Origin of the sequence: Mixta tenebrionis, from assembly GCF_006517625.1 — a bacterium.
Taxonomy (GTDB): Bacteria; Pseudomonadota; Gammaproteobacteria; order Enterobacterales; family Enterobacteriaceae; genus Mixta; species Mixta tenebrionis.
Genome location: NZ_VHQI01000001.1, coordinates 534493 through 558503, shown reverse-complemented (window position 1 = coordinate 558503; position 24011 = coordinate 534493). Strand labels below are relative to the sequence as shown.

Annotated in this window: 24 protein-coding genes; 12 read left to right on the top strand and 12 right to left on the bottom strand. The window is 58.1% G+C overall.

From position 1 onward, the window contains the following. Positions 1 to 69 precede the first annotated feature (69 nt). The 7 genes from FKM52_RS02540 to rlmC all read left to right on the top strand — a co-directional run bounded on the left by FKM52_RS02540 (position 70) and on the right by rlmC (position 6824). Complete coding sequence (locus tag FKM52_RS02540) at positions 70 to 549, top strand: YbjN domain-containing protein (RefSeq protein WP_141174611.1); 480 nt, start codon at positions 70 to 72, stop codon at positions 547 to 549. Positions 550 to 949: 400 nt separating this feature from the next. Further along, positions 950 to 1981, top strand: a complete 1032-nt coding sequence (locus tag FKM52_RS02535) for an extracellular solute-binding protein (RefSeq protein WP_141174610.1) — start codon at positions 950 to 952, stop codon at positions 1979 to 1981. Positions 1982 to 2101: 120 nt separating this feature from the next. Beyond that, complete coding sequence (potG, locus tag FKM52_RS02530; protein ID WP_141174609.1) at positions 2102 to 3235, top strand: putrescine ABC transporter ATP-binding subunit PotG; 1134 nt, start codon at positions 2102 to 2104, stop codon at positions 3233 to 3235. A gap of 10 nt (positions 3236 to 3245) precedes the next feature. Further along, complete coding sequence (potH, locus tag FKM52_RS02525; protein ID WP_141174608.1) at positions 3246 to 4190, top strand: putrescine ABC transporter permease PotH; 945 nt, start codon at positions 3246 to 3248, stop codon at positions 4188 to 4190. Next, on the top strand, positions 4187 to 5032 hold the full coding sequence (potI, locus tag FKM52_RS02520; protein WP_141174607.1) for a putrescine ABC transporter permease PotI: 846 nt from the start codon (positions 4187 to 4189) through the stop codon (positions 5030 to 5032). The genes potH and potI overlap by 4 nt, the downstream gene beginning before the upstream one ends. Positions 5033 to 5159: 127 nt before the next feature. Next, positions 5160 to 5636: a YbjO family protein gene (locus FKM52_RS02515; RefSeq protein WP_141174606.1), complete on the top strand. Its 477-nt coding sequence runs from the start codon at positions 5160 to 5162 to the stop codon at positions 5634 to 5636. Positions 5637 to 5696: 60 nt separating this feature from the next. Beyond that, positions 5697 to 6824 (top strand): 23S rRNA (uracil(747)-C(5))-methyltransferase RlmC, encoded by a 1128-nt coding sequence (gene rlmC, locus FKM52_RS02510; protein WP_141174605.1) that lies wholly within the window; start codon positions 5697 to 5699, stop codon positions 6822 to 6824. Between the two features lie 43 nt (positions 6825 to 6867). Here rlmC and FKM52_RS02505 read toward each other — a convergent pair whose 3' ends face one another. From FKM52_RS02505 to FKM52_RS02480, 6 genes are all read right to left on the bottom strand, one after another. Further along, positions 6868 to 7599 (bottom strand): arginine ABC transporter substrate-binding protein, encoded by a 732-nt coding sequence (locus FKM52_RS02505; RefSeq protein ID WP_141174604.1) that lies wholly within the window; start codon positions 7597 to 7599, stop codon positions 6868 to 6870. A gap of 150 nt (positions 7600 to 7749) precedes the next feature. After that, the gene (artM, locus tag FKM52_RS02500) at positions 7750 to 8418 is read right to left on the bottom strand and encodes an arginine ABC transporter permease ArtM (RefSeq protein WP_141174603.1); all 669 of its coding nucleotides are present in this window, start codon (positions 8416 to 8418) and stop codon (positions 7750 to 7752) included. Then, positions 8418 to 9134: an arginine ABC transporter permease ArtQ gene (artQ, locus tag FKM52_RS02495; RefSeq protein ID WP_141174602.1), complete on the bottom strand. Its 717-nt coding sequence runs from the start codon at positions 9132 to 9134 to the stop codon at positions 8418 to 8420. Before artQ ends, artM begins: the two co-directional genes overlap by 1 nt. 4 nt (positions 9135 to 9138) lie before the next feature. Next, on the bottom strand, positions 9139 to 9870 hold the full coding sequence (artJ, locus tag FKM52_RS02490; protein WP_141174601.1) for an arginine ABC transporter substrate-binding protein: 732 nt from the start codon (positions 9868 to 9870) through the stop codon (positions 9139 to 9141). A gap of 14 nt (positions 9871 to 9884) precedes the next feature. Continuing rightward, complete coding sequence (gene artP, locus FKM52_RS02485) at positions 9885 to 10613, bottom strand: arginine ABC transporter ATP-binding protein ArtP (RefSeq protein ID WP_141174708.1); 729 nt, start codon at positions 10611 to 10613, stop codon at positions 9885 to 9887. A gap of 216 nt (positions 10614 to 10829) precedes the next feature. Beyond that, positions 10830 to 11372 carry a lipoprotein gene (locus FKM52_RS02480; protein WP_141174600.1) on the bottom strand — a complete coding sequence of 181 codons (543 nt, stop codon included), beginning with the start codon at positions 11370 to 11372 and terminating at the stop codon, positions 10830 to 10832. A gap of 107 nt (positions 11373 to 11479) precedes the next feature. On the opposite strand from FKM52_RS02480, the gene FKM52_RS02475 reads away from it, so the two are divergent. Both FKM52_RS02475 and FKM52_RS02470 read left to right on the top strand, forming a co-directional pair. Then, positions 11480 to 11800 (top strand): heavy metal-binding domain-containing protein, encoded by a 321-nt coding sequence (locus FKM52_RS02475; RefSeq protein WP_141174599.1) that lies wholly within the window; start codon positions 11480 to 11482, stop codon positions 11798 to 11800. Further along, positions 11797 to 12705 carry an N-acetylmuramoyl-L-alanine amidase gene (locus FKM52_RS02470; protein ID WP_141174598.1) on the top strand — a complete coding sequence of 303 codons (909 nt, stop codon included), beginning with the start codon at positions 11797 to 11799 and terminating at the stop codon, positions 12703 to 12705. The genes FKM52_RS02475 and FKM52_RS02470 overlap by 4 nt, the downstream gene beginning before the upstream one ends. Here FKM52_RS02470 and ltaE read toward each other — a convergent pair. From ltaE to FKM52_RS02445, 5 genes are all read right to left on the bottom strand, one after another. Further along, on the bottom strand, positions 12629 to 13630 hold the full coding sequence (gene ltaE, locus FKM52_RS02465; protein WP_141174597.1) for a low-specificity L-threonine aldolase: 1002 nt from the start codon (positions 13628 to 13630) through the stop codon (positions 12629 to 12631). The genes FKM52_RS02470 and ltaE overlap by 77 nt on opposite strands. A gap of 58 nt (positions 13631 to 13688) precedes the next feature. After that, positions 13689 to 15410, bottom strand: a complete 1722-nt coding sequence (gene poxB / locus FKM52_RS02460; protein ID WP_141174596.1) for a ubiquinone-dependent pyruvate dehydrogenase — start codon at positions 15408 to 15410, stop codon at positions 13689 to 13691. A gap of 118 nt (positions 15411 to 15528) precedes the next feature. Then, positions 15529 to 16518 carry an NADH oxidoreductase gene (gene hcr / locus FKM52_RS02455; protein ID WP_141174595.1) on the bottom strand — a complete coding sequence of 330 codons (990 nt, stop codon included), beginning with the start codon at positions 16516 to 16518 and terminating at the stop codon, positions 15529 to 15531. Positions 16519 to 16521: 3 nt separating this feature from the next. Then, a complete protein-coding gene (hcp, locus tag FKM52_RS02450) occupies positions 16522 to 18171 on the bottom strand; it encodes a hydroxylamine reductase (RefSeq protein ID WP_141174594.1) in 1650 nt (549 codons plus the stop codon). A gap of 150 nt (positions 18172 to 18321) precedes the next feature. Further along, positions 18322 to 19221: a LysO family transporter gene (locus tag FKM52_RS02445; protein ID WP_141174593.1), complete on the bottom strand. Its 900-nt coding sequence runs from the start codon at positions 19219 to 19221 to the stop codon at positions 18322 to 18324. A 278-nt stretch (positions 19222 to 19499) separates the two neighbouring features. Here FKM52_RS02445 and ytfE point away from each other — a divergent pair, with 278 nt between their 5' ends. Further along, positions 19500 to 20165: an iron-sulfur cluster repair protein YtfE gene (ytfE, locus tag FKM52_RS02440; protein WP_141174592.1), complete on the top strand. Its 666-nt coding sequence runs from the start codon at positions 19500 to 19502 to the stop codon at positions 20163 to 20165. Positions 20166 to 20623: 458 nt separating this feature from the next. On the opposite strand, the gene cspD is transcribed toward ytfE, so the two are convergent. After that, positions 20624 to 20854, bottom strand: coding sequence for a cold shock-like protein CspD (gene cspD / locus FKM52_RS02435; protein ID WP_141174591.1), 231 nt, complete (start codon positions 20852 to 20854; stop codon positions 20624 to 20626). Between the two features lie 323 nt (positions 20855 to 21177). Between cspD and clpS the strand changes: the two genes are divergently transcribed. After that, positions 21178 to 21498, top strand: a complete 321-nt coding sequence (gene clpS, locus FKM52_RS02430) for an ATP-dependent Clp protease adapter ClpS (protein WP_141174590.1) — start codon at positions 21178 to 21180, stop codon at positions 21496 to 21498. Between the two features lie 56 nt (positions 21499 to 21554). Beyond that, a complete protein-coding gene (clpA, locus tag FKM52_RS02425; protein WP_141174589.1) occupies positions 21555 to 23831 on the top strand; it encodes an ATP-dependent Clp protease ATP-binding subunit ClpA in 2277 nt (758 codons plus the stop codon). Positions 23832 to 24011 lie beyond the last annotated feature (180 nt).

Below are 24011 nucleotides of genomic sequence, written 5' to 3'. Positions count from 1 at the left end.
GGCCGTGGTTTTCAGCCCGCTTTTTCCGTAAGCTATTGCCCTTATTTTAGCGGTATAGGGCAGTAGCATATGGATTCACTCGTCGTTCCAGACTTAGACGTATTGCGACGTTGGCTGGATCAGCAAAATATTACCTGGTTTGAATGCGACGCCTGTCAGGCGCTGCATCTGCCGCATATGCAGAATTTTGACGGCATTTTCGATGCCAAGATCGATCTGGTCGATAATATTATTCTGTTTTCCGCGCTGGCGGAGGTGAAGCCGACGGCGCTGATCCCGCTGGCGGGCGACCTGTCGCACATCAACGCCGCTTCGCTGACGGTGAAAGCGTTTCTCGATATTCAGGATGACAATCTGCCTAAGCTGATTGTTTGCCAGTCCTTACTGACTGAGGCCGGCATTACCTACGGGCAGTTCGTTCATTTTATGCAGCAAAGCGAAGAGCAGATTTCGATGATCGTTATGGAAGCCTTCGCCAATAATCTGCTGATGTTGGGCGAAGAAGAAGAGCCCGTCGCCGCCGGCAGTCGTCTGCCCGTTCTGCACTGATCCTTCTCCTCGACGTTCAGCGCCTTTCCTCCCTTGCCTGCGCCTCTTCCTGCGGTTAACGCCGCACAGGCGGCGCAATTCACGTTTTTATGCTGCCATTTCCCGGTTAGCGCCAGATATTTCTCGCCTTTCAGGCCGGCTTTGGCCGATCACATAGATGTAATATGCATAAATAGTCGATAAAAGGCGTTTTTTACTCCGGGGTATGGCTGGAATGGCAAGCTGCGGCTATGCTTGCGCGGCTGCATGACGGCAGCGTTTAATCCTCACGGCTGCGGCATTGCCTGCCTGAGGCGCAGGATGAATAACGATTCACTGCCGCCGTTGATGCGCAAGGGGAGGCCTGCCGGCCTCTTTTGTTCTGCATCGTCAAGAGTGCCCGATTCTGGAGGAAGGAAACATGTTAAACAACCACGGTAAGAAATGGTTGTCTGGTGTGGTAGCTGGCGTGCTGATGGCGGCTTCCGCCGGCACGATGGCGGAACAGAAAACCCTGCATGTCTATAACTGGTCTGATTATATTGCGCCCGATACGGTGCCTGCGTTTGAAAAACAGACCGGCATCAAAGTGGTGTATGACGTTTTTGATTCCAACGAAGTGCTGGAAGGCAAGCTGATGGCCGGCAGCACCGGCTATGACGTGGTGGTGCCATCCTCCAGTTTCCTGGCGCGCCAGCTGCAGTCCGGCGTTTTCCAGCCGCTCGATAAAAGCAGGCTGCCGAACTATAAAAACCTCGATCCTGAACTGCTGAAAAAAGTGGCGCAGCACGATCCGGATAATAAATATGCCATTCCCTGGCTGTGGGCGACCACCGGCATCGGCTACAACGTCGATAAGGTGAAGGCGGCGCTGGGGAAAGATGCGCCGGAAGAGATTTTCGCCACCGTGCTGAACTACCTGGGTAAGGATCCCAACAGCAGCGATGCGAAAGATTACACCGGTCCGGCGACCGATCTGCTGCTGAAGCTGCGTCCGAACATTCGCTATTTCCATTCGTCGCAGTACATCAACGATCTGGCGAACGGCAATATCTGCGTGGCGATCGGCTGGGCCGGCGACGTGCTGCAGGCGAAAAACCGCGCGGCGGAGGCGAAGAACGGCGTCAACATCGCCTACAGCATTCCGCAGCAGGGGGCGCTGGCCTTCTTCGATATGATGGCGATCCCTAAAGATGCGAAAAACGTGGATGAGGCTTATCAGTGGCTGAACTACATCATGGATCCGCAGGTGATTGCGCACGTTTCCGACAGCATGTTCTACGCTAACGGTAACAAGGCGTCGCTGCCGCTGGTAAGTGCGGATATCCGCAATAACCCCGGCATCTTCCCGTCCGCGGAAACCATGGCGAAGCTGTTTGTGTTGAAGGTGCAGGAACCGAAGCTTGACCGTGTGCGCACCCGCGCATGGACCAAAGTAAAAAGCGGTAAGTAGTTCGCAACGCGCGAATACCATCGCAGGCGAAAGGCAGCAGAGGCGCGGTATCGGCCTCTGTTGTCTCATTTGTGCGGCCCGGAGCCGTGGTTATCCGCTTAGTGCCGGAGAGTAAAGTTAGTGAACGACGCGATTCCCCGTCATCCCCATAAAACGGCAAAGGCGCTGACGCCGCTGCTGGAGATCCGTAACCTGACCAAATCTTTTGAGGGTCAGCACGCCGTGGACGATGTCAGCCTGACCATCTACAAAGGCGAAATTTTTGCGCTGCTCGGCGCGTCCGGCTGCGGTAAATCAACCCTGCTGCGTATGCTGGCCGGCTTTGAACCGCCGACCCACGGGCAGATCCTGCTTGACGGGCAGGATCTCTCGCACGTGCCGCCCTATCAGCGGCCAATTAATATGATGTTCCAGTCCTACGCGCTGTTTCCCCATATGACGGTGGAGCAGAATATCGCCTTTGGCCTGAAGCAGGATAAATTGCCGCAGGGTGAAATCAGCAGCCGTGTCGCGGAGATGCTGGCGCTGGTGCATATGCAGGAGTACGCGAAACGCAAACCGCATCAGCTCTCCGGCGGACAGCGGCAGCGCGTGGCGCTGGCGCGCAGCCTGGCGAAGCGCCCCAAGCTGCTATTGCTGGATGAGCCGATGGGCGCGCTGGATAAAAAGCTGCGCGACCGCATGCAGCTGGAGGTGGTGGATATTCTGGAGCGCGTCGGCGCAACCTGCGTCATGGTTACCCACGATCAGGAAGAGGCGATGACCATGGCCGGGCGCATCGCCATTATGAACCGCGGCAAGTTCGTGCAGATTGGCGAGCCGGAGGAGATCTATGAACATCCCACCAGCCGCTACAGCGCCGAGTTTATCGGCTCGGTTAACGTTTTTGAGGGCCTGCTGCGCGAGCGTCGCGCCGATGGGCTGGTCATCGACAGCCCCGGCTTGGTGCATCCGCTGAAAGTGACTTCTGACGTCTCGGTGATGGATAACGTGCCGGTTTCCATCGCGCTGCGCCCGGAAAAAGTAATGCTGTGCGACCAGGTGCCCGCCGACGGCTGCAACTTCGCCGTCGGCGAGGTGGTGCATATCGCCTATCTGGGCGATCTGTCGATTTATCATGTGCGGCTGCACAGCGGACAGATGATCAGCGCGCAGCTGCAGAACGCGCATCGTTTCCGCCAGGGCGCGCCCACCTGGGGCGATGAGGTGCGTCTCAGCTGGGACGCCGACAGCTGCGTCGTGCTGACGGTATAAGAGGGCGGATATGAAACAACCTGCTGTCGCGGCGCCTGCCGGCACCCTGAGCCGTACGCTGACCCGCTTAAAAATGGCGCACGGGCGCAAGCTGGCGATCGCGCTGCCTTATCTCTGGCTGGCGCTGTTTTTCCTGCTGCCGTTTCTTATTGTGCTGAAAATCAGCTTCGCCGAGATCGCCCGCGCCATTCCGCCCTACAGCGAGCTGATTAGCTGGGCGGATGATCAGCTGACGCTGGTATTTAACCTCGGCAACTATCTGCAGCTGACTGACGATCCGCTCTATATCGACGCCTATTTGCAGTCGCTGAAGGTGGCGGCAGTCTCGACGCTGATCTGTCTGGCGATCGGTTATCCGCTGGCCTGGGCGGTGGCGCACAGCCCGGCGTCGACGCGCAATATTTTGCTGCTGCTGGTAATTCTGCCCTCCTGGACCTCCTTTCTGGTGCGCGTCTACGCCTGGATGGGGCTGCTGAACAGCAACGGCATTCTCAACCGCTTTCTGCTCTGGCTTGGCGTTATCGATCATCCGCTGGCGATTCTCTATACCAATACGGCGGTCTATATCGGCATCGTTTACTGCTATCTGCCGTTTATGGTGCTGCCGATCTATACCGCGCTGACGCGTATCGATTATTCGCTGGTGGAGGCGGCGCTCGATCTTGGCGCCCGTCCGCTAAAAACTTTCTTCAGCGTGATTGTGCCGCTGACCAGAAACGGCATTATCGCCGGTTCGATGCTGGTGTTTATTCCGGCGGTGGGGGAGTACGTAATTCCCGAACTGCTGGGCGGGCCGGACAGCATTATGATTGGCCGCATTCTCTGGCAGGAGTTTTTCAACAATCGCGACTGGCCGGTGGCCTCGGCGCTGGCGGTGATTATCCTGTTGATTTTGATTCTGCCGATTATCTGGTTCCACAAGCATCAGAATAAGACTCTGGAGGAAAAGGCATGAGCAATCTGCCCGCTGTTCGTTCGCCGTGGCGGCTGGTAATCCTGCTGCTCTGCTTTAGCTTCCTCTATGCGCCGATGCTGCTGCTGGTAGCCTACTCCTTTAACAGTTCGCAGCTGGTTACCGTCTGGCAGAGCTTTTCGCTGCACTGGTATCGCGTGCTGTTTCAGGACAGCGCGATGATAAGCGCGGTAACGCTCAGCCTGACTATCGCCGCGCTCAGCGCCACTATGGCGGTGGTGCTGGGCACCCTGGCGGCGGTGGTGATCGTGCGTTTCGGACGCTTTAAAGGCGCTACCGGCTTCGCCTTTATGCTGACCGCGCCGCTGGTAATGCCGGATGTGATCACCGGACTGTCGCTGCTGCTGCTGTTTGTGGCGATGGGGCACGCCATCGGCTGGCCCGCCGATCGCGGTATGCTGACTATCTGGCTGGCGCACGTTACCTTCTGTACCGCCTATGTTGCGGTGGTAATCAACGCGCGCCTGCGCGAGCTGGATCGCTCTGTTGAAGAGGCGGCGATGGATCTCGGCGCGACGCCGCTGAAGGTGTTCTTTGTGATTACCGTCCCGATGATCGCGCCGGCGCTGGTTACCGGCTGGCTGCTGGCGTTTACGCTGTCGCTGGATGATTTGGTTATCTCCAGCTTTGTCACCGGCCCAGGCGCTACCACCTTGCCGATGGCGATCTTCGCTACCGTGCGGCGCGGCGTTAATCCGGAAATTAACGCGCTGGCCTCGCTGATTCTGTTTGTGGTGGGGCTGGTGGGCTTTATTGCCTGGCGGCTGATGGCGAACGAGGAAAAAAAGCGCGTACGTGATATTCAGAAGGCGAGACGTGGCTAAATTCTGAAACTTTTGCCAATATTGACAGCAGAGCCTGGGCGTTGTCAGGCCGCGTCCGGCAAGGTGTCAGGCGCGTTCTGCCGCCATGCCGGGCGCAGAAGCTGCTGCGATGGAGGGGATGCGAATAATGTCGGAAGTTTTCAGAACCGGTAATGCGGTCGTTCGTCGTCAGCAGGCGCCTGTGCCGGTGACCATCGCCGGACAGGCGATCGTCGCTACCCGCTGCATCAGCCTGCTGCTGTTAGTCAATGAGCTGGGCTATGACGGCGTGGCCGATTTGGTGCATCGCAGCGCGCAGTCATGGGATTCCACCCTGATTCTGATTATCAGCCAGCTTATTTTCTGTATCGAACTGCGCTGCGCGCTGACGCTGATGCGCGGCTCCCGGCGCGGACGCTGGGGCTATGCGCTGACCCAGGCGGTGGTGGTGCTTTATATGTGCGCCGCTTCGGTGGGTGGCGTCTATGCGGAAATTTTCAGCATCAGCGGCGCTAACCGCTTCGAGATACTGCACAGCCTGATGATGCATAAGGTGCCCGATCTGCTGGTGCTGGCGCTGCTGTTTCTGCCTGCCAGCAGCCGACAATTTTTTCAGCGCAGCTGAGCGGACTGGTGGTACAATCCTGCCCCGCAACAGGTACACCCACTCATCACAGGCTAAATCATGCATTGCGCACTTTACGATGCAGACCGCTGTCGCTCCTGCCAGTGGCTGAAAATCCCCTATTCACAACAGCTGGAACAGAAACAGGCGCATCTGCAGGCGCTGCTGGCCCCGTTTCCGGTTGCGGCATGGCAGGCGCCGGTAAGCTCGGCGCAGCAGGCGTTTCGCAACAAGGCAAAAATGGTGGTCAGCGGCAGCGTTGAACGCCCGGTGCTGGGGCTGCTGCGGCGAGACGGCAGCCCGGTAGATCTGACCAGCTGTCCGCTCTATCCCGCCAGCTTTGCGCCGGTATTCGCGGCGCTGCAGCCCTTTATCGCCCGCGCCGGTCTGACGCCCTACAACGTGGCGCGCCGGCGCGGCGAGCTGAAGTTTCTGCTGCTGAGCGAAAGCACGCTGGATGGCGCTCTGATGCTGCGCTTTGTGCTGCGTTCCACCAGCAAGCTGGCGCAGCTGCGTGCCGCGCTGCCGTGGCTACAGCAGCAGCTGCCGCAGCTGGCGGTGATCTCCGCCAATATTCAGCCGGTGCCGATGGCGATACTGGAAGGGGAGCAGGAGATTGCGCTGACGGAAAATCAGGCGCTGGCTGAACGGCTGAATCATGTTCCGCTCTGGGTGCGCCCGCGCAGCTTCTTTCAGACCAACCCTGCCGTGGCGGCACAGCTTTACGCTACGGCGCGCCAGTGGGTCAGCGAGCTGCCGGTGAAGGCGATGTGGGATCTGTTTTGCGGCGTCGGCGGCTTTGGCCTGCATTGCGCCACGCCGGAAATGCAGCTGACCGGCATTGAGATTAGTGCGGAGGCGATCGCCTGCGCGCAACGTTCCGCGCAGCAGCTTGGACTGGATAAGGTGCGGTTTGCGGCGCTGGATTCAACCCGCTTCGCCAGCGGCGAAGAGGCGGTGCCGGATCTGGTGCTGGTCAATCCGCCGCGGCGCGGTATCGGCGCAGAGCTTTGCGCTTACCTGAGCAGTATGGCGCCCGCATGGCTGCTCTATTCCAGCTGTAACGCAGAGAGTATGGCGCAGGATATCGCCCGTCTTGAGGGTTACCACATTTGCCGCGTTCAGCTGTTCGATATGTTTCCCCATACCGCGCATTATGAAGTGCTGACGCTGCTGCAGCGTCGATAATATGCCGCGCCGGGCGGGCAATGCTGACCGGCGCGGAGGCCGCTTATTTGGCAAACCACCTGTCGTTGATTTTTTTCAGCGTGCCGTCAGCGGTGATGGCATCCAGCGCGCCGTTCAGCTTGCTCAGCAGCGCCTGATTATCGGGGCGTACCGCAATGCCCAGCCCAACGCCGAAATATTGCGGATCGGTGACCGCTTCGCCGACCGTGCCCAGCTGCGGGTTCTCTTTCAGCCATTCGTTTACCACCGCCGTATCGCCGAATACGCCGTCAAGACGACCGTTTTTCAGATCGAGAATGGCGTTCTGATAGCTGTCGTAAGCTACGGTGATCACTTCCGGATGTTTATCCTGCATATAGCGCTGGTGCGTGGTGCCGTTTTCCATACCGATGCGTTTGCCTTTCAGCGCCGTCATCGTCTGGTATTTATCTTTTGCCGCAATCACGATGGCCGAGTTGGCGTAGTAGGGGCGGGTGAAGGCTACCTGCTTGCTGCGCTCCGGCGTGATATCCATACCGGAAATCACCGCATCGTAGCGACGGAATTTCAGCGCCGGGATCAGGCTGTCGAAGGCGTTATTGGTAAAGGTGCAGTCCGCCTTAAGATGCTGGCACAGGGCTTTAGCTAAATCGATGTCGAAGCCGACAATTTGATTCTCGCTGCTCATGGACTCAAACGGCGGATAGGTGGCTGAGGATGCAAAACGAATTTTTTCCGCTGCGCCAGCCTGCATTGCCACACCCGCCAGCATGGCGGCCAGTAACCATTTTTTCATCGAAAGCTCTCCTTTTTCTCATTATCATTTTTTGCCCGGCGGCGAGAACTAAGATGCCATTTAATGCATGGTTATGCAATTAAAATGTATAAGTAATGAAAAAAGGCGGGGTACGCCCGCCTTTTTATACGTGATGTCAGGCTGCGCGCTTTAGCTGCGGCGCTCAAAAGCCAGCGCGCGATGCTCAATTAAACGCATCAGCAATGTCAGCAGGCCGTTAACGCACAGGTAGATCAGCCCGGCGGCGGCAAACACCATGACATCGTAAGTGCGGCCATAGAGCATCTGGCCGTGGCCCATCACTTCCATCAGCGTAATGGTATAGGCGAGCGAGGTGCTCTTAAACACCAGCACGACTTCGTTAGAGTAGGAAGAGAGGGCGCGCTTAAAGGCGTAGGGCAGCAGAATACGCAGCGTATGCTGGCGCGTCATGCCCAGCGCCGCGCAGGATTGCCACTGCCCCGCCGGAATAGCGCGTACCGCGCCGTGGAACAGCAGCGTGGTATAGGCGGCGCTGTTCAGCGACAGCGCAAGCAGGGCGCACAGCCAGGGCTGAGAAAAGAGCTGCCACAGCCAGGGAATATTCTGGATGGAAGGGAACTGCCCCGGTCCGTAATAGATTAAGAAAATCTGCACCAGCAGCGGCGTGCCGGTAAACAGGGTTATATAGCCCCTGACCAGCAGATTGACCACCGGCGTTTTCAGCGCCAGCACCACGGTGAACAGCAGCGAAAGCAGCAGCGCCGCCGCCAGCGAGGCCAGGGTCAGCGTCAGGCTGGTATGCAGCCCTTTCAGTAGCTCAGGCAAGTAGTCCAGCATCAGCGGTTCCCCCGTTCAAAGCGCGTGGTACGCAGCTCAATACGCTTCAGCACCGCCTGGCTCAGCAGGGTGACGACCAGATAGATCGCCGCCGCCACCAGATACCAGGTAAAGGGCTCCTGGGTGCGCGTGGCGATGCTGCGGGTTTGCAGCATCAGATCGTTGACGCTGATCAGCGATACCAGCGCGGTATCCTTCAACAGCACCAGCCACTGGTTGCCCAGCCCCGGCAGGGCGTGGCGCCACATCTGCGGCATAATCAGGCGGAAGAAAATCGCCGATTTTTTCATGCCCAGCGCCTGACCCGATTCCCACTGGCCGACCGGCACCGCCTTCAGCGCGCCGCGCAGCGTCTGCGAAGCGTAGGCGGAGTAGAGGATCGCCAGCGCAATCACGCCGCACAGGAAAGGGCTGACGTTGAAATCATCGATCTGCATCTGCACCGGCAGCGTAAACAGGCCGAAATTAATCACAAAGCCGTCGGAGAGCGTCAGCAGCAGCTGGGAGGCGCCGAAGTAAATAAACAGCACCACCAGAATTTCCGGCAGGCCGCGCAGCAGCGTGACCAGCCCGGTGCCGAGCCAGGCGACTGGACGCCAGCGCACCGATTCCCAGCCGGCAAACAGCATCGCCAGCGCCAGGCCAATCACCAGGGCGCATACGGCAAGGCCGACGGTCATGCCGGCGGCGCTTGCCAGAGGAAGAAATTCGTTCATCTAATTACTGTTGGAACCATTTGCTGTAGATAGTTTGATAGGTGCCGTCGGCTTTGATCTTAACCAGCGCGGCGTTAAATTTCTCCTGCAGCGCGCTGTTGCCCTGACGAACGGCAATGCCCAGACCGGTGCCGAAGTAGGCTTTGTCGGTCACCTTGTCGCCTACGGCGGCGAGGTTCGCGTTTTGCTTCAGCCACTCGTTGACCACGGCGGTGTCGCCGAAGACTGCGTCGATACGGCCATTTTTCAGATCGAGAATGGCGTTCTGATAGCTGTCATAAGGTACGGTGTTGATATCGCTCTGTTTATCCGTCAGGTATTTCTGATGGGTGGTGCCGTTCTGCACGCCGACGCGCTTGCCTTTCAGCGCGGCGATATCCGCCACTTTGCCTTTTTGCGCAATAAACAGCGCGGAGTTGTCATAGTAAGGGGCGGTAAACAGCACCTGCTTTTCACGCTCCGGGGTGATATCCATGCCCGCCATTACCGCATCAAAACGGCGAAACTTCAGGCTGGGGATCAGGCTGTCAAACGCCTGGTTGGTGAAGGTGCAGGTGGCCTCCATCTCTTTACACAGCGCATTAGCCAGATCGACATCGAAGCCGATAATATTGTTGCTGGCGTCAACAAACTCAAACGGAGGGTAAGAGGCTTCGGTGGCGAAACGGATGGCGTCAGCGGCGGAGGCGCTCAGGCTGATGCCGGCGATCAGGGCAGCAAGAACAATTTTTTTCATCTTTATGGCCTTACTTAGTGCGAAAGATAGTTGGCAAACGCTTCGGTTTGCGGCTGTGTAAAACGGCTGGCGTCACCCTGTTCAACAATATAGCCGTTCTCCATGTAAACCACGCGGCTGGCCGTTTTTCGGGCGACCTCGACTTCATGGGTAACGATCACCTGGGTGATATGGGTTTGCGCCAGTTCGTGAATAATGCTGACGATCTGCGCGGTGATTTCCGGATCGAGCGCCGCGGTAGGCTCATCAAACAGCAGCACGGCGGGCTCCATCATTAACGCCCGCGCGATGGCGACGCGCTGCTGCTGACCGCCGGAAAGCTGTAGCGGAAAGCGATCGGCATGCGGCGTCAGGCGCAGACGCTCAAGCAGTTTATCGGCGCGCGCGTGGGCCCGATCTTTATCCAGACCCAGCACGCGGCAGGGCGCTTCGATCAGGTTCTGCTTCACCGTCAGGTGCGGCCAGAGGTTGTACTGCTGAAAAACCATGCCGACATTTTGCCGCAGTTCGCGGATCGCGCTGTCGCCCGGCTTCTGGCTGAAATCAAAATGATGGCCGGCGATATCCAGCGTTCCGGAACGCGGCATCTCCAGCAGGTTTAATACGCGCAGGAGCGAACTTTTACCCGCGCCGCTGGGCCCCAGCAGCACCAGCGTTTCGCCTTCCGGGCAGGTGAGCTGTATATCAAACAGCGCCTGCTGGGCGCCATAAAAGCAATTAATACCGTTAAGTTGAATACTCATGCGCATAAACTGAATAGCCATTGATGCCGCAGATCTTAACGTTGACAGCATAGTTATGCAATCATTGTGCGTTAAAATTTATTAATGAAAAGCAAAACGCGGGAAGTTCAGCACAAGATAGCGCGTTGCCCGCAAGGCGCGGTGCATACAGGCGGCGATTTTAATCAGGTTGCGATAACCATAGCGCGCCCCCTGAGCGACGCGCTAAACGACGGATTATTTTTCCAGCAGCTGGGTCAGCGTGCCGCCGCCGGGGTGCTGCCAGTTCGCCACGTAGCGCACGTCATCAACCGTCCAGCAGGTGCCTTCGCGCACCATCAGCACCTCATCCTGCCAGCTAACGCGCCGGTCGCCTTCCCGCGTCAGGCTGACGCGCAGGGGAATATTACGCGCGTCGGTATTGGGGATGGTGGAGGCGTTCGCTACTTTTGCCGTCGACGGGCCCTGCGCCAGGCTGGAGAAGAGATCGCCCTGACGCCATTCCGCAGGTTTATCGCTGCGGGTATTGGCTTCCAGCAGGCTTTGATAAAGCTTTTCGCTCAGATAAGGGCGGTAGCGCGCCAGCAGCTGATTATCCGGCAACCCCTGGGTTGGCTGCGCGATACGCAAATCGTAAAACTTCTGCGCCACGCTATCCGGCCCGCCCTCAGTGCAGGGCGCCGCGCGCGTACCGATATCTTTATAGGCTGGTTCGACGGTAGTACAGGCGCTTAGCAGCATGGCCGCAGGCAGCAACAGGGCAATCGCGTTGTTTTTCATCTGATTTCCTTATGTCATCAGGCAAGGCTTTGTTTTAGCATAGAGTATAGTCCCGCTTTTTTACCGGCACGGGCTAAACTGTCGTTGAATCAGAAAAGGAGAAAGAGATGAAGTTAACTACCACCCCTGGGCTGGAAGGCGAGGTGATCACCGAGTATTGCGGCGTGGTCACCGGCGAGGCGATCCTCGGCGCCAATATTTTCCGTGATTTTTTTGCCGGTATACGCGATATCGTCGGCGGACGCTCCGGCGCCTATGAAAAAGAGCTGCGCAAGGCGCGTCAGCTGGCGTTTGAAGAGATGGAGGCGCAGGCAAAAACGCTGGGCGCTAATGCTATTGTCGGCATCGATATCGACTATGAAACCGTGGGCAAAGACAGCAGCATGCTGATGGTCAGCGTGAGCGGTACGGCGGTAAAAACGCGGTGAAACGCGGCGTCTGGCTGCTGCTGACGCTGCTGCTGGCCGGCTGTGGTTCGGGCGGTCTGCAGCAGCGCCAGGGCTACAGCGTCGATACGCGTCACGCGGCGTTGGGCGCCAGGCCGCGCATAAAAAGCGTGGTGATTCACTATACGGCGGAGGATTTGCCCTCGTCGCTGGCGACGCTGACGGATAACGCGGTCAGCGTGCACTACCTGATTCCTGCCCATCCGTCGCGGCATCGTGGTACGCCATTAATCTTGCAGCTGGTGCCGGAAGAGCAGCTCGCCTGGCATGCCGGCGCCAGCTACTGGCGTGGCGCGACGCGCCTTAACGATACCTCCGTCGGCGTTGAGCTGGTCAATGCCGGCTACCGCTATACGCCGCAGGGACGGCAGTTTTATCCCTTTGCCCCGCAGCAGATCGACGCGCTGTTGCCGCTGCTGCGTGATTTAACGCAGCGCTACGGCATTGAGCCGCAAAATATTGTCGGCCACAGCGATATCGCGCCGCAGCGTAAACAGGATCCCGGCCCGCGCTTTCCGTGGGCGCAGCTGGCAGCGCAGGGCATCGGCGCCTGGCCGGAAGGTTCAAGGGTGAAGGCGCTGTTACAGGAGCGCGATCCGCATCAGCCGGTAGAGCAGGAAGCGCTGCTGGCGCTGCTGGCGTGCTATGGCTATCAGGTAGATGCAGCGCTGACGCCGACAGAGCGGCAAAACCTGATTGCCGCTTTTCAGATGCATTTTCGGCCCGCCGACTACCGCGGGCTGGCCGATGCGGAAACGCTGGCGATCGCTCAGGCGCTGGTGGAAAAATATGGCGGCTGGAAGCGACACGTTACTGTGCCGCGAGGAAAGCCTTCCACTGGGCAACCACCTGCTGTAGCGCGGCGCGATCGACATCCAGATGGGTAACCAGCCGCGTAACCGGCGCTGCCGAAATCAGGATATTGCGCGCCTGCATCCACGCCTGCAGCGGCGCCGCCTGTTCCGGCGGCAGCTGGGCAAAGACCATATTGGTATGCTGGCTGACCCTGATACCCAGCGCCTGTAGCTGTTGCGCCAGCCAGTCGGCGTTATCATGATCTTCCCGCAGCCGCATCACGTTATTTTCCAGCGCATAGCGTCCCGCCGCCGCCAGAATGCCCGCCTGACGCATACCGCCGCCGGTCATTTTGCGCCAGCGCCGCGCGCGCTGTATATAGTCTGTGTCGCCGCACAGCAGCGAACCTACCGGCGCGCCCAGCCCTTTTGACAGGCAGATGGTCAGGGTATCGCAATAGCAGGCGAGGGAGGATAGCGGCAGCTCCAGCGCGACGGCGGCGTTAAAGATGCGTGCGCCGTCAATGTGTAACGCCAGCTGCCGCTCACGCGTAAAGCGCCAGGCTTCAGCCAGGTAAGCGACGGGCAGCACCCGGCCGCCAAAGGTATTTTCCAGGCTTAGCAGGCGGGTACGGGCGAAATGCATATCGTCAGGTTTAATCGCCGCCGCTACTTTTTCCAGCGGTAGCGTGCCATCTTCCGCGGCTTCGATCGGCTGCGGCTGGATACTGCCCAGCACCGCCGCGCCGCCCGCTTCATATTTATAGTTATGCGCCTGCTGGCCGACAATATACTCATCGCCGCGCTGGCAGTGGGAGAGCAGGGCGACCAGGTTGGCCTGGGTGCCGGTAGGTAAAAACAGCGCCGCCTGCTTACCGCTCAGGCGCGCCGCCTCCGCTTCCAGCGCGTTAACCTCCGGATCGTCGCCATAGACATCGTCGCCGGTGCGGGCGGAAACGATCGCCGACAGCATGGCCGGTGACGGACGGGTAACCGTATCACTGCGTAAATCTATCAACGGGATGCTCCTCAAAAAAACGGGCACCTGCGTGCCCGTACGGAAGGGAAGATCTGTTTTACCGCAGCCAGTTGGTTTTTGCCAGTTCGACAACCTCATCGCCGCGGCCATTGATAATGGCGCGCAGCATATAGAGGCTGAATCCTTTGGCCTGCTCCATTTTGATCTGCGGCGGCATTGCCAGCTCCTCTTTCGCCGTGATGACATCCAGCAGCACCGGACCATCGTGCGCGAAGGCTTGCTGAATGGCGCTATCGAGATCGGCGGCGTGCTCTACCCGAATGCCTTTCACGCCGCAGGCGTTGGCGATAGCGGCAAAGTCGGGGTTCTCTAAATCGGTGCCGTCGGTCAGATAGCCGCCCGCCTTCATCTCCATCGCCACGAAGCCGAGCACGCTGTTATTAAATACCACCAGCTTCACCGGCAGCTTCAGCTGCGCCACGGTAATAAAATCGCCCATCAGCATGCTGAAGCCGCCGTCGCCGCACATCGCCACCACCTGGCGCCGGCGATCCAACGCCTGCGCGCCCAGCGCCTGCGGCATGGCGTTCGCCATCGAACCATGATTAAACGAGCCCAGCAGACGGCGTCTGCCGTTCATTTTCAGGTAGCGCGCCGCCCAGACGGTAGGCGTGCCGACATCGCAGGTGAAGATCGCGTCGTCGTCGGCGAAGTCGCTGAGCCGCTGCGCCAGATACTGCGGATGGATCAGCTGCTTATCGTTCGGCTGCGCCAGATCGTCCAGCCCTTTACGCGCGTCGGCATAGTGCTCCAGCGCGGTTTCCAGAAATCCCCGATCGGTTTTGACTTCCAGCCGCGGCAGCAGCGCGTTAATCGTCGCCTTTACGTCGCCCACCAGCGCCATATCGACGTGGCAGTGCGCCCCTATGCGGCCGGGAGAGATATCAAGCTGGATGATTTTCGCGTCGGTGGGATAGAAGGCGCGATAGGGGAACTGGGTGCCGAGCAGCACCAGGGTATCGGCGTTCATCATCGCATGATAGCCGGAGGAGAAGCCGATCAGCCCGGTCATGCCGACGCTGTAGGGATTATCATACTCAATATGCTCTTTGCCGCGCAGCGCATGTACCACCGGCGCTTTCAGCGCGGCGGCCAGTGCGACCACCTGCTGATGCGCGCCCGCACAGCCGCTGCCGCACATTAGCGTTATGTTTTGCGATTCATTCAGCAGCGCGGCCAGCTTTGCCAGTTCGCTTTCCGGCGGCTGGATAATCGGCTGCTGCGGGGGATACCAGACCGGGGAGGCTTCTTCCGGCGCGGGCTTCAGCGCCACATCGCCCGGCAGCACCACTACCGAGACGCCGCGGTTAAGGATTGCCTGGCGCATGGCGATGCCCAGTACCTGCGGCAGCTGTTCAGGGTTAGAGACCAGCTCGCAGTAGTGGCTGCACTCGCGGAATAGTTCCTGAGGATGGGTTTCCTGAAAATAACCGCTGCCGATTTCACTGGAGGGAATGTGCGCGGCGATAGCTAACACCGGCACATGATTACGATGGCAGTCGAACAGGCCGTTAATCAGATGCAGGTTGCCTGGCCCGCATGAGCCGGCGCACACCGCCAGCTCTCCGCTGAGCTGCGCTTCGGCGCCGGCGGCAAAGGCGGCGACCTCCTCATGGCGCGTCGGCATCCAGCTGATGGTGCCCATGCGGTTGAGGCTGTCGCTCAGCCCGTTCAGAGAATCGCCGGTAACGCCCCAGATACGTTTGACTCCGGCGCTTTCCAGCGTTTGCGCAATCAGCGCGGCAACGGTTTGTTTCATAGTGGCTCCTTACTGTTGTGAGCTATCATCCCGCTGACGAGACTTGGCTAATGCCAGAAAGTCTAGTCAAGGTTGATGAAGCTGACGGGCCACTATGAAACCAGGTGTGTCAGCGCGATCAGGCCAGCTCGATATCGCCCGCTGGCTGACAGCTACAGGCCAGCACGTAACCGGCGGCGATTTCCGCTTCGGTCAGGCCGACGGTGCTGCTGGTCTGATACTCGCCGCGCGCGACGCGCGTTTTACAGCAGCCGCATACCCCGGCGCGACAGACCGCTTCCACCGGCACCTTATGCTGTTCCATCGCTGCCAGCAGCGACCAGCCTGCCGGGAACTCAGCGCCCTGCAGCGGTCGTGAAGCGCTGCTCAGACGATAACGCACGCCGCTGTCGCTCTCTTCCGCCGGCGCGGCGGCGGTAAACTGCTCGCGCAGCACCTTGAGCGCGCCCATAGCGCGCACGTCGCTCTCCGCCTGATCCATATAAGGCTGCGGGCCGCACATCATTACGGTACGGCGCGCCATGTCAGGTACTTGCCGGGCCAGAATATCGCGCGTCAGGCGCCCGACGAGCATATGCGCCTCCGGCTGCTGCTCCGCGATAATGGTCAGCTTCAGCCAGCTGCTGAGCTGCTGCAGCTCTGCGGCGAAAATGACGTCGCGCGGCGAACGCACGCTGTAGATCAGCTGTACGTCGGTTTCCGGGCGGTTGCGGTGCAGCCAGCGCGCCATTGACATTACCGGGGTAATGCCGCAGCCCGCCGCCAGCAGCAGATAGTGCGCAGCGGGATGCTGTTCGCAGCTAAAATCGCCCTGCGGATCGGATAACCAGACGAAATCGCCCGGCTTCACCTGCTGCGTCAGCCAGCTGGAGCCTTTACCCTGCTCAATATGGCGAATAGTCAGGGTAATAAAGCGGCTCTGGCCCGGCGTGGAAGAGAGCGTATAGGCGCGTACTTCTTCGCTGTTGCCGATGCGCACCAGCGCAAACTGGCCCGCCTGCCAGCGGTAGAAATCGTGATCGATCAGCGCCAGCGTCCAGACATCCGGCGTTTCCTGAATAATATGATGAACCTGCATGCGCCAGGGACAAAGCGTAGTGATATTCATGATTTACTCCTGTGGCGCCAGAATGGCGGCAAGATCGTTTTCTGCCGTGGTAACCGGGATCATACCGAACTCTTTTTCCAGGATAGCGAGCAGATTGTCGGTCAGGAAAGCCGGCGCGGTCGGACCGGTGCGGATATTTTTCACGCCGAGCGCCAACAGCGTCAGCAGCACCACGATCGCTTTCTGTTCGAACCAGGAGAGGATCAGCGACAGCGGCAGGTCGTTGACGCCGCAGTTCAGTTTTTCCGCCAGCTTCACCGCCAGCACGATAGCGGAATAGCTGTCGTTGCACTGACCGACATCCAGCAGGCGCGGCAGGCCTTCCAGCGTACCGAAATCAAGCTTGTTGAAGCGATATTTGCCGCAGGCCAGCGTCAGGATCAGACAATCTTTCGGCACCGCCAGCGCCAGATCGGTATAGTAGCTGCGCTTGTCGCGGCTACCGTCGCAGCCGCCCACCAGGAAGACGTGGCGCAGTTTTTTCTGCGTGGCTAATTCGATAATGGAGTCGCAGGCGTCAAGCAGCACGCGGCGGCCAAAGCCAACGGTGATTTCATGCGGGATTTCATCCCACGGGAAGCCCGCCATGCTCTGCGCCTGTTCGATAACCGGCGTGAAATCATCGCCGTCGAGGTGGTTAACGCCCGGCCAGCCGACGATGCTGCGCGTCCAGATACGGTTATCGTAGTCGCCGACGGTCGGATCGATAATGCAGTTAGAAGTCATTACGATCGGGCCAGGGAAGCGGGCGAATTCGGTCTGCTGGTTTTGCCAGCCGCTGCCGTAGTTACCTACCAGGTGCGGATATTTGTTCAGCCCCGGATAGCCGTGAGCAGGCAGCATTTCGCCGTGGGTATAGACGTTGATGCCGGTGCCTGCGGTCTGCTCCAGCAGCAGCTGCAGATCTTTCAGGTCGTGACCGGAGATCAGAATCGCTTTACCCGCTACCGGGCGTACGTTGACCTGTACCGGCTGCGGATCGCCGTAGGTGGTGGTTTGCGCTTCATCCAGCATTTCCATGATGGCGAAGTTCATTTTACCAATATGCATCGCCTCGGCCAGCAGCTCTTCAATGCTGTTCGGACGGGTGCCGAGCCAGGCCATGATCTGGTGATACTGCTTATAGATATCGTTATCGTAGCGGCCATGAACGTGCGCATGTTCCATATAGGCGGCGGCGCCTTTCAGGCCGTACAGGCAGAGCAGGCGCAGGCCAACCACATCTTCGTGATCTTCGCCGGCGTTGAGAGCGAAAGCGTGCGCCTGCTGCTGCAGGATTTCGGCGTCGTTGCTGTTAAGCGTCAGGTTGGCCAGCGGATGTTCCGGCTCGGTCAGGCCCAGCAGCGAGCAGCGCGCCTTCAGGCGGTCGCGGTAGCTCTGCGCCTGAAAGGCGAAATCAATAATGCGGCTGGAGTCGAAGTTAACGTTCGTCAGCGTTGAGAAAAAAGCGCGTGGTGCGAAACTGTCAATCTCATGTTCGATAAAGCCTTCCGTGCGCGCGTGCAGCGCCCATGCGGAGAGGCTTTGCAGAACAGCGATCAGCAGATCCTGCAGATCGGAAGTTTGCGCCGTTTTGCCGCACATGCCCTGCGCCCAGGCGCAGCCATTGCCCGCGGGGGTTCTTATGGTTTGCTCACATTGAATACAGAACATAATATCGTCTCTTTATAAGTTGTATTTCAGATGCAACTTATAAACGATCACCAGGGGTAGCAGGCAAGCAGAGCCTGAAATAATTGCATTTGATTTGATCTAAAGCAAAAGAGACGCGGGGCTGGCGGCCTCTTAGCGGCCGCGCTTATTTCAGGAGGAAAACAGGGCGATCAGTACCGGCGCCGCCAGGCTGAGCGCAAAGCCGTGTACGATAGCCGCCGGTACGATTTCAAGGCCGCCGGCGCGCTGCAGTACGGGCAGCGTAAAGTCCATGGAGGTGGCGCCGCACAGGCCGAGCGCGCTGGAGCGATGCTGCCCGATCAGCGCCGGTATCAGCATGATCGCCAGCAGTTCGCGCAGCAGATCGTTAAAGAAAGCGGCGCTGCCGATCACCGGGCCAAAGCTTTCGCTCATTAAAATGCCGGAAAGCGAATACCAGCCGTAGCCGCTGGCCAGCGCCAGACCGGTGGTTATTGGCAGGCCCAGCGCCAGCGCCGCCAGCGCGCCGCCGACGAAGGCGCTGAGACAGACGACTATCGCCACCATCATGCCGCGTCGGTTTAACACAATCTGGCGCAGCGTCATACCGCTGCCGCGCAGCTGCAAACCAACCAGAAACAGCAGCAGGAACAGGGCGTATTCGCTTGCCTGGGTGGCATGGTGCAGCACTTCCCAGCCGCCCAGGCCGAGCAGAAAACCCAGCAGTACCACGCCCAACAGCTTCAGCGATTCCAGCGCCATATGCAGTCGGGAAGGCAGCGCTTCCTGCTGATGCTGATGGCGCCAGGGATATCTTTTTTCCAGCAGGCGCAGCGCGATAAGGTTGCAGGCCAGAATAGCGATGACGCTGACGCCAGCGATATGCAGGATCGCCAGTAGGTTAGCCGCCAGGTTGTCCAGAAACGCCAGGCTGATGCCCATAAAAAAGAGGATGATATAGACCATCCAGCTTAGCAGACGGTTAACGCCGCGTTGCAGCGCGGCAGATTTCAGCGGCAGCAGATAACCGATAATCAACGGCAGAAGAATAATAAGCAGGCCTGAATACATATCCCTGTGAAATCCGTAAATAAATTTGATGATGGTCACGCTAGCTAAAAAACCGTACGGCGTAAAGCGCAACCTGAACAGGGCCTGGTTTCCGGCGCGTGACGCTTTCTCCGCCACGCATTGATTACGCCGCCTGACCTGCCGGTTTAGCCTTATCCCCCATAGGGCGTAATTTTTTCAATCTGAGCTTTTTTGCCGCCGCCGCGGGAAAATAATCTGGTTTTCCCTAAAAGATGTATTTAATATGCAACTTATAAATTCATCGTGAGGTAAAGGTCATGTCATTACGCACAACATCTTTGGGTGAAATTGCCATTGCAATCCCAGGCTCCACCGCGCTGTTCCACAAATACGATCTCGATTTCTGCTGCGGCGGCAAACATACGCTGGCTGAGATGGCGGAACGACGCGGCCTGGATATCGATCGGATCGAGCAACAGCTCCAGCAGCTGATGCAGCAGGAAAATAATGATGAAAACTGGCGTGAAGCCCCGCTTGCCGCGCTGATCGATCATATTATTACGCGCTACCACGACGGCCACCGTCAGCAGCTGCCCGATCTGATCGCCATGGCGGAAAAAGTGGAACGCGTACATGGCGCAAAAGCCGCCTGTCCGCGTGGTCTGGCGAAAGTGATTGACGAGGTATATCAGCACCTCAGCGCACATATGATGAAAGAAGAGCGGGTGCTGTTCCCGATGATTAAACAGGGCTTCGGTCCGCGCGCTTCCGACCCGATCGCGGTAATGGAATTTGAACACAACGAAGCGGGCGAACAGCTGGAAGTGATTAAATCACTGACCAACAATCTGACGCCGCCGCAGGAAGCCTGCACCACCTGGCGTGCGCTCTATAGCGGCATTGATAATTTTATTCAGGAACTGATGCAGCATATCCATCTGGAAAATAATCTGCTGTTCCCGCGCGCGCTGCGCGGCGAGTAACAGCGGCACGATTTTTCCGGCTAACGCAGGCTCTTATCGCAGAGCCTGCGCTTTTCATAAGCGCCAGCTCCCCCGCTTAAATCCGTACTATCCTTTCTTCAGCCCGCAGCGGCGCTACGCCTTGCGGTTGCTTTTCTGCGCCCGCGCGCCGCTTGCTGGCGGTAAAAACCTTGTCGCCGCCGTAAATAAAAAAAGAGACTCTTCAGCGGGTTAATCCGGTGCGGCACAAAGGGTGTAGCGCGCGCCGGCGCCAGCATTATGCTCTAAGCGCGCCCGCATCCGGATCGATAAGAAAGCGCCGGCAGGATGGCTGGCGTGACAGGGGAAGAGCGGGGCAGGGTTGAAATTATTGTGGACGTCCCCACCTCTGTTTGGTCTTCCATCGTAAGCTATAAAAAATGCCAGCGTCGGTCACTGGCATTTTTCAGTCGGGTTGTACAGAATGTGTCAGCACTGGTTCAGGCCCGGACGCCTTCAGCAGCCGCTTCAAGTGGAACGATCAGGCTGGCGTGGTTTCCTTTTGGTCCCTGATGGACAGCAAACTGTACGGCTTGCCCGGCTTTTAGCGTCCTGTATCCCTCCATTTGAATTGAGGAATAGTGGGCAAAGATATCATCGCCGCCGCCGATCGGACAGATGAAGCCGAATCCTTTGGCGTTGTTGAACCATTTAACTGTACCCTTCTCCATGCTTCTGGTTTCCTCGCAAGACGTTTTTGCTGATTAGGTGAGGTGATTAAAGCTACGTTGAGTTGTTTAAAACTCAATCAGCCGTGGTTTGTAGAATGTAAAGAAACGGGGTAAAGCGTCAAGCAATCGACGGGGTCAGATCTCGATCAAATCGTCAAACTTTGAGGCAGTTAACGCTATTGCTAAATTTGTGATAGCGGTCGCGCCGACGTCGCGGCGGATATTTTTTCACCCGCGCGAAGCCCGACGGCGTGCGTGTTACAATCATGGTATGGCGCGGAGTTTTTCGTGCCGGCGCGCAATACAGATTACGATGGAATTCTATGGGAAACACTAACGACTGGCTTAACTTTGAACATCTGGCGGAAGAGAAACTGCGTGAGGGGCTGCAGCCGCCTTCAATGTATAAAGTTATACTCAACAACGACGATTACACACCGATGGAATTTGTGGTTGACGTACTGCAAAAGTTCTTTTCTTATGATATTGAACGTGCAACGCAACTGATGCTCAGGGTGCATTATCAGGGCAAAGCAATCTGCGGCGTCTTTACCGCTGAGGTGGCGGAAACCAAGGCGGCGCAGGTAAATCGCTATGCGAAAGAACATGAGCATCCGTTGCTGTGTACGCTGGAAAAAGCCTGATCGGCCTTGTGCCATTCCGGCATAAACCGTAGGGCGATAATTGGGGGAGGTGCCTAATGCTCAATCAAGAACTGGAACTCAGTTTAAACATGGCTTTCGCCAGAGCGCGTGAGCACCGTCATGAATTTATGACCGTCGAGCATCTGTTACTGGCGCTGCTCAGTAACCCGTCGGCCAGAGAGGCACTGGAAGCCTGTACGGTGGATATTGTGGCTCTGCGGCAGGAGCTCGAAGCCTTCATTGAACAAACCACGCCGGTGCTGCCGGCAACGGCGGAAGAGCGCGATACGCAGCCGACGCTCAGCTTCCAGCGTGTGCTGCAGCGTGCGGTTTTCCATGTTCAGTCGTCCGGGCGCAGCGAAGTTTCCGGCGCGAACGTGCTGGTAGCCATTTTCAGCGAGCAAGAGTCGCAGGCGGCCTATCTGCTGCGTAAACATGAGGTCAGCCGCCTTGATGTGGTGAACTTTATTTCCCACGGTACGCGTAAAGATGAGCCCGGCCAGGCGCAGGGGCCGGAAAACCCAATTAACGAAGAGCAGGCAGGCGGGGAGGAGCGTATGGAAAACTTCACCACCAATCTCAACCAGCTTGCTCGCGTTGGCGGTATCGATCCGCTAATCGGTCGCGACAAAGAGCTGGAGCGTACCGTGCAGGTGCTGTGTCGCCGCCGCAAGAACAACCCGCTGCTGGTGGGCGAATCGGGCGTCGGTAAAACGGCGATTGCGGAAGGTCTGGCCTGGCGTATCGTGCAGGGCGACGTACCGGAAGTGATGAAAGATTGCACCATCTATTCGCTGGATATCGGCTCGCTGCTGGCCGGTACCAAATATCGCGGCGATTTTGAAAAACGCTTTAAGGCGCTGCTGAAACAGCTGGAACAGGATGAAAGCAGCATTCTGTTTATCGATGAGATTCATACCATCATCGGCGCCGGCGCCGCCTCCGGCGGGCAGGTGGATGCGGCTAATCTGATTAAGCCGCTGCTGTCGAGCGGGCGTATCCGCGTGATGGGATCCACTACCTATCAGGAGTTCAGCAACATCTTTGAAAAAGATCGTGCGCTGGCGCGTCGCTTCCAGAAAATCGACATCACCGAGCCGAGCATTGATGAAACGGTGCAGATTCTTAACGGCCTGAAACCGAAATATGAAGCGCATCACGATGTGCGCTATACCGCCAAGGCCGTACGTGCGGCGGTGGAGCTGGCGGTGAAATATATCAACGATCGCCATCTGCCCGATAAGGCGATTGATGTGATTGATGAAGCGGGCGCGCGCAGCCGGCTGATGCCGGTCAGCAAGCGTAAAAAGACGGTTAACGTGGCGGATATCGAATCGGTCGTGGCGCGCATTGCGCGTATTCCGGAGAAGAGCGTTTCCGCCACCGATCGCGATACGCTGCGTAACCTCGGCGATCGGCTGAAGATGCTGGTGTTTGGACAGGATGACGCCATTGAAGCCTTAACCGAAGCGATCAAAATGAGCCGCGCCGGTCTGGGCCATGAGCGTAAACCTGTGGGGTCCTTCCTGTTTGCCGGCCCTACCGGGGTAGGTAAAACGGAGGTGACGGTACAGCTGGCGAAGGCGCTCGGCATTGAGCTGCTGCGTTTCGATATGTCCGAATATATGGAGCGGCATACCGTCAGCCGCCTGATCGGCGCGCCTCCGGGCTACGTTGGCTTCGATCAGGGCGGCCTGTTGACCGATGCGGTGATTAAACATCCGCACGCCGTGGTGCTGCTGGATGAGATTGAGAAAGCGCATCCGGACGTGTTTAACCTGCTGTTGCAGGTGATGGATAACGGCATGCTGACGGACAACAACGGACGCAAGGCGGATTTCCGTAATGTGGTGCTGGTGATGACCACTAACGCCGGGGTAAGGGAAACCGAACGTAAATCGATCGGGCTGATCCATCAGGACAACAGCACCGACGCGATGGAAGAGATCAAAAAGATCTTTACGCCGGAGTTCCGTAACCGCCTCGACAATATAATCTGGTTCCGCCATCTCTCTACCGGCGTGATCCATCAGGTGGTGGATAAGTTTATCGTCGAGCTACAGGCGCAGCTGGATGCGAAGGGCGTGTCGCTGGAAGTAAGCGACGAAGCGCGCGACTGGCTGGCGGTAAAAGGTTACGACAAAGCGATGGGCGCGCGTCCAATGGCGCGCACTGTGCAGGAAAACCTGAAGAAACCGCTGGCTAACGAGCTGCTGTTTGGTTCGCTGGTGGATGGTGGTTCGGTGTCGGTGACGCTCGATAAAGAGAAAAACCAGCTGGCCTACCATTTTGTCAGCGCCGAGAAGCGCAAAACCGCAGGCACGGTGCACTAGTTCGTTAAAGTGCGCCAGTAAAACCGCAGGTACGGCGCGCCAGGTCGTCAAGGGGCGCCAGTAAAAAAGGCCGGATAAACCGGCCTTTTTCATTACAACTTTAAGCTACTACCGCTGGCGATAGCCCTTACTATGGGCGCTGCCTGTCACACGCTAATATAACGCCGCCTGTTATGCAGA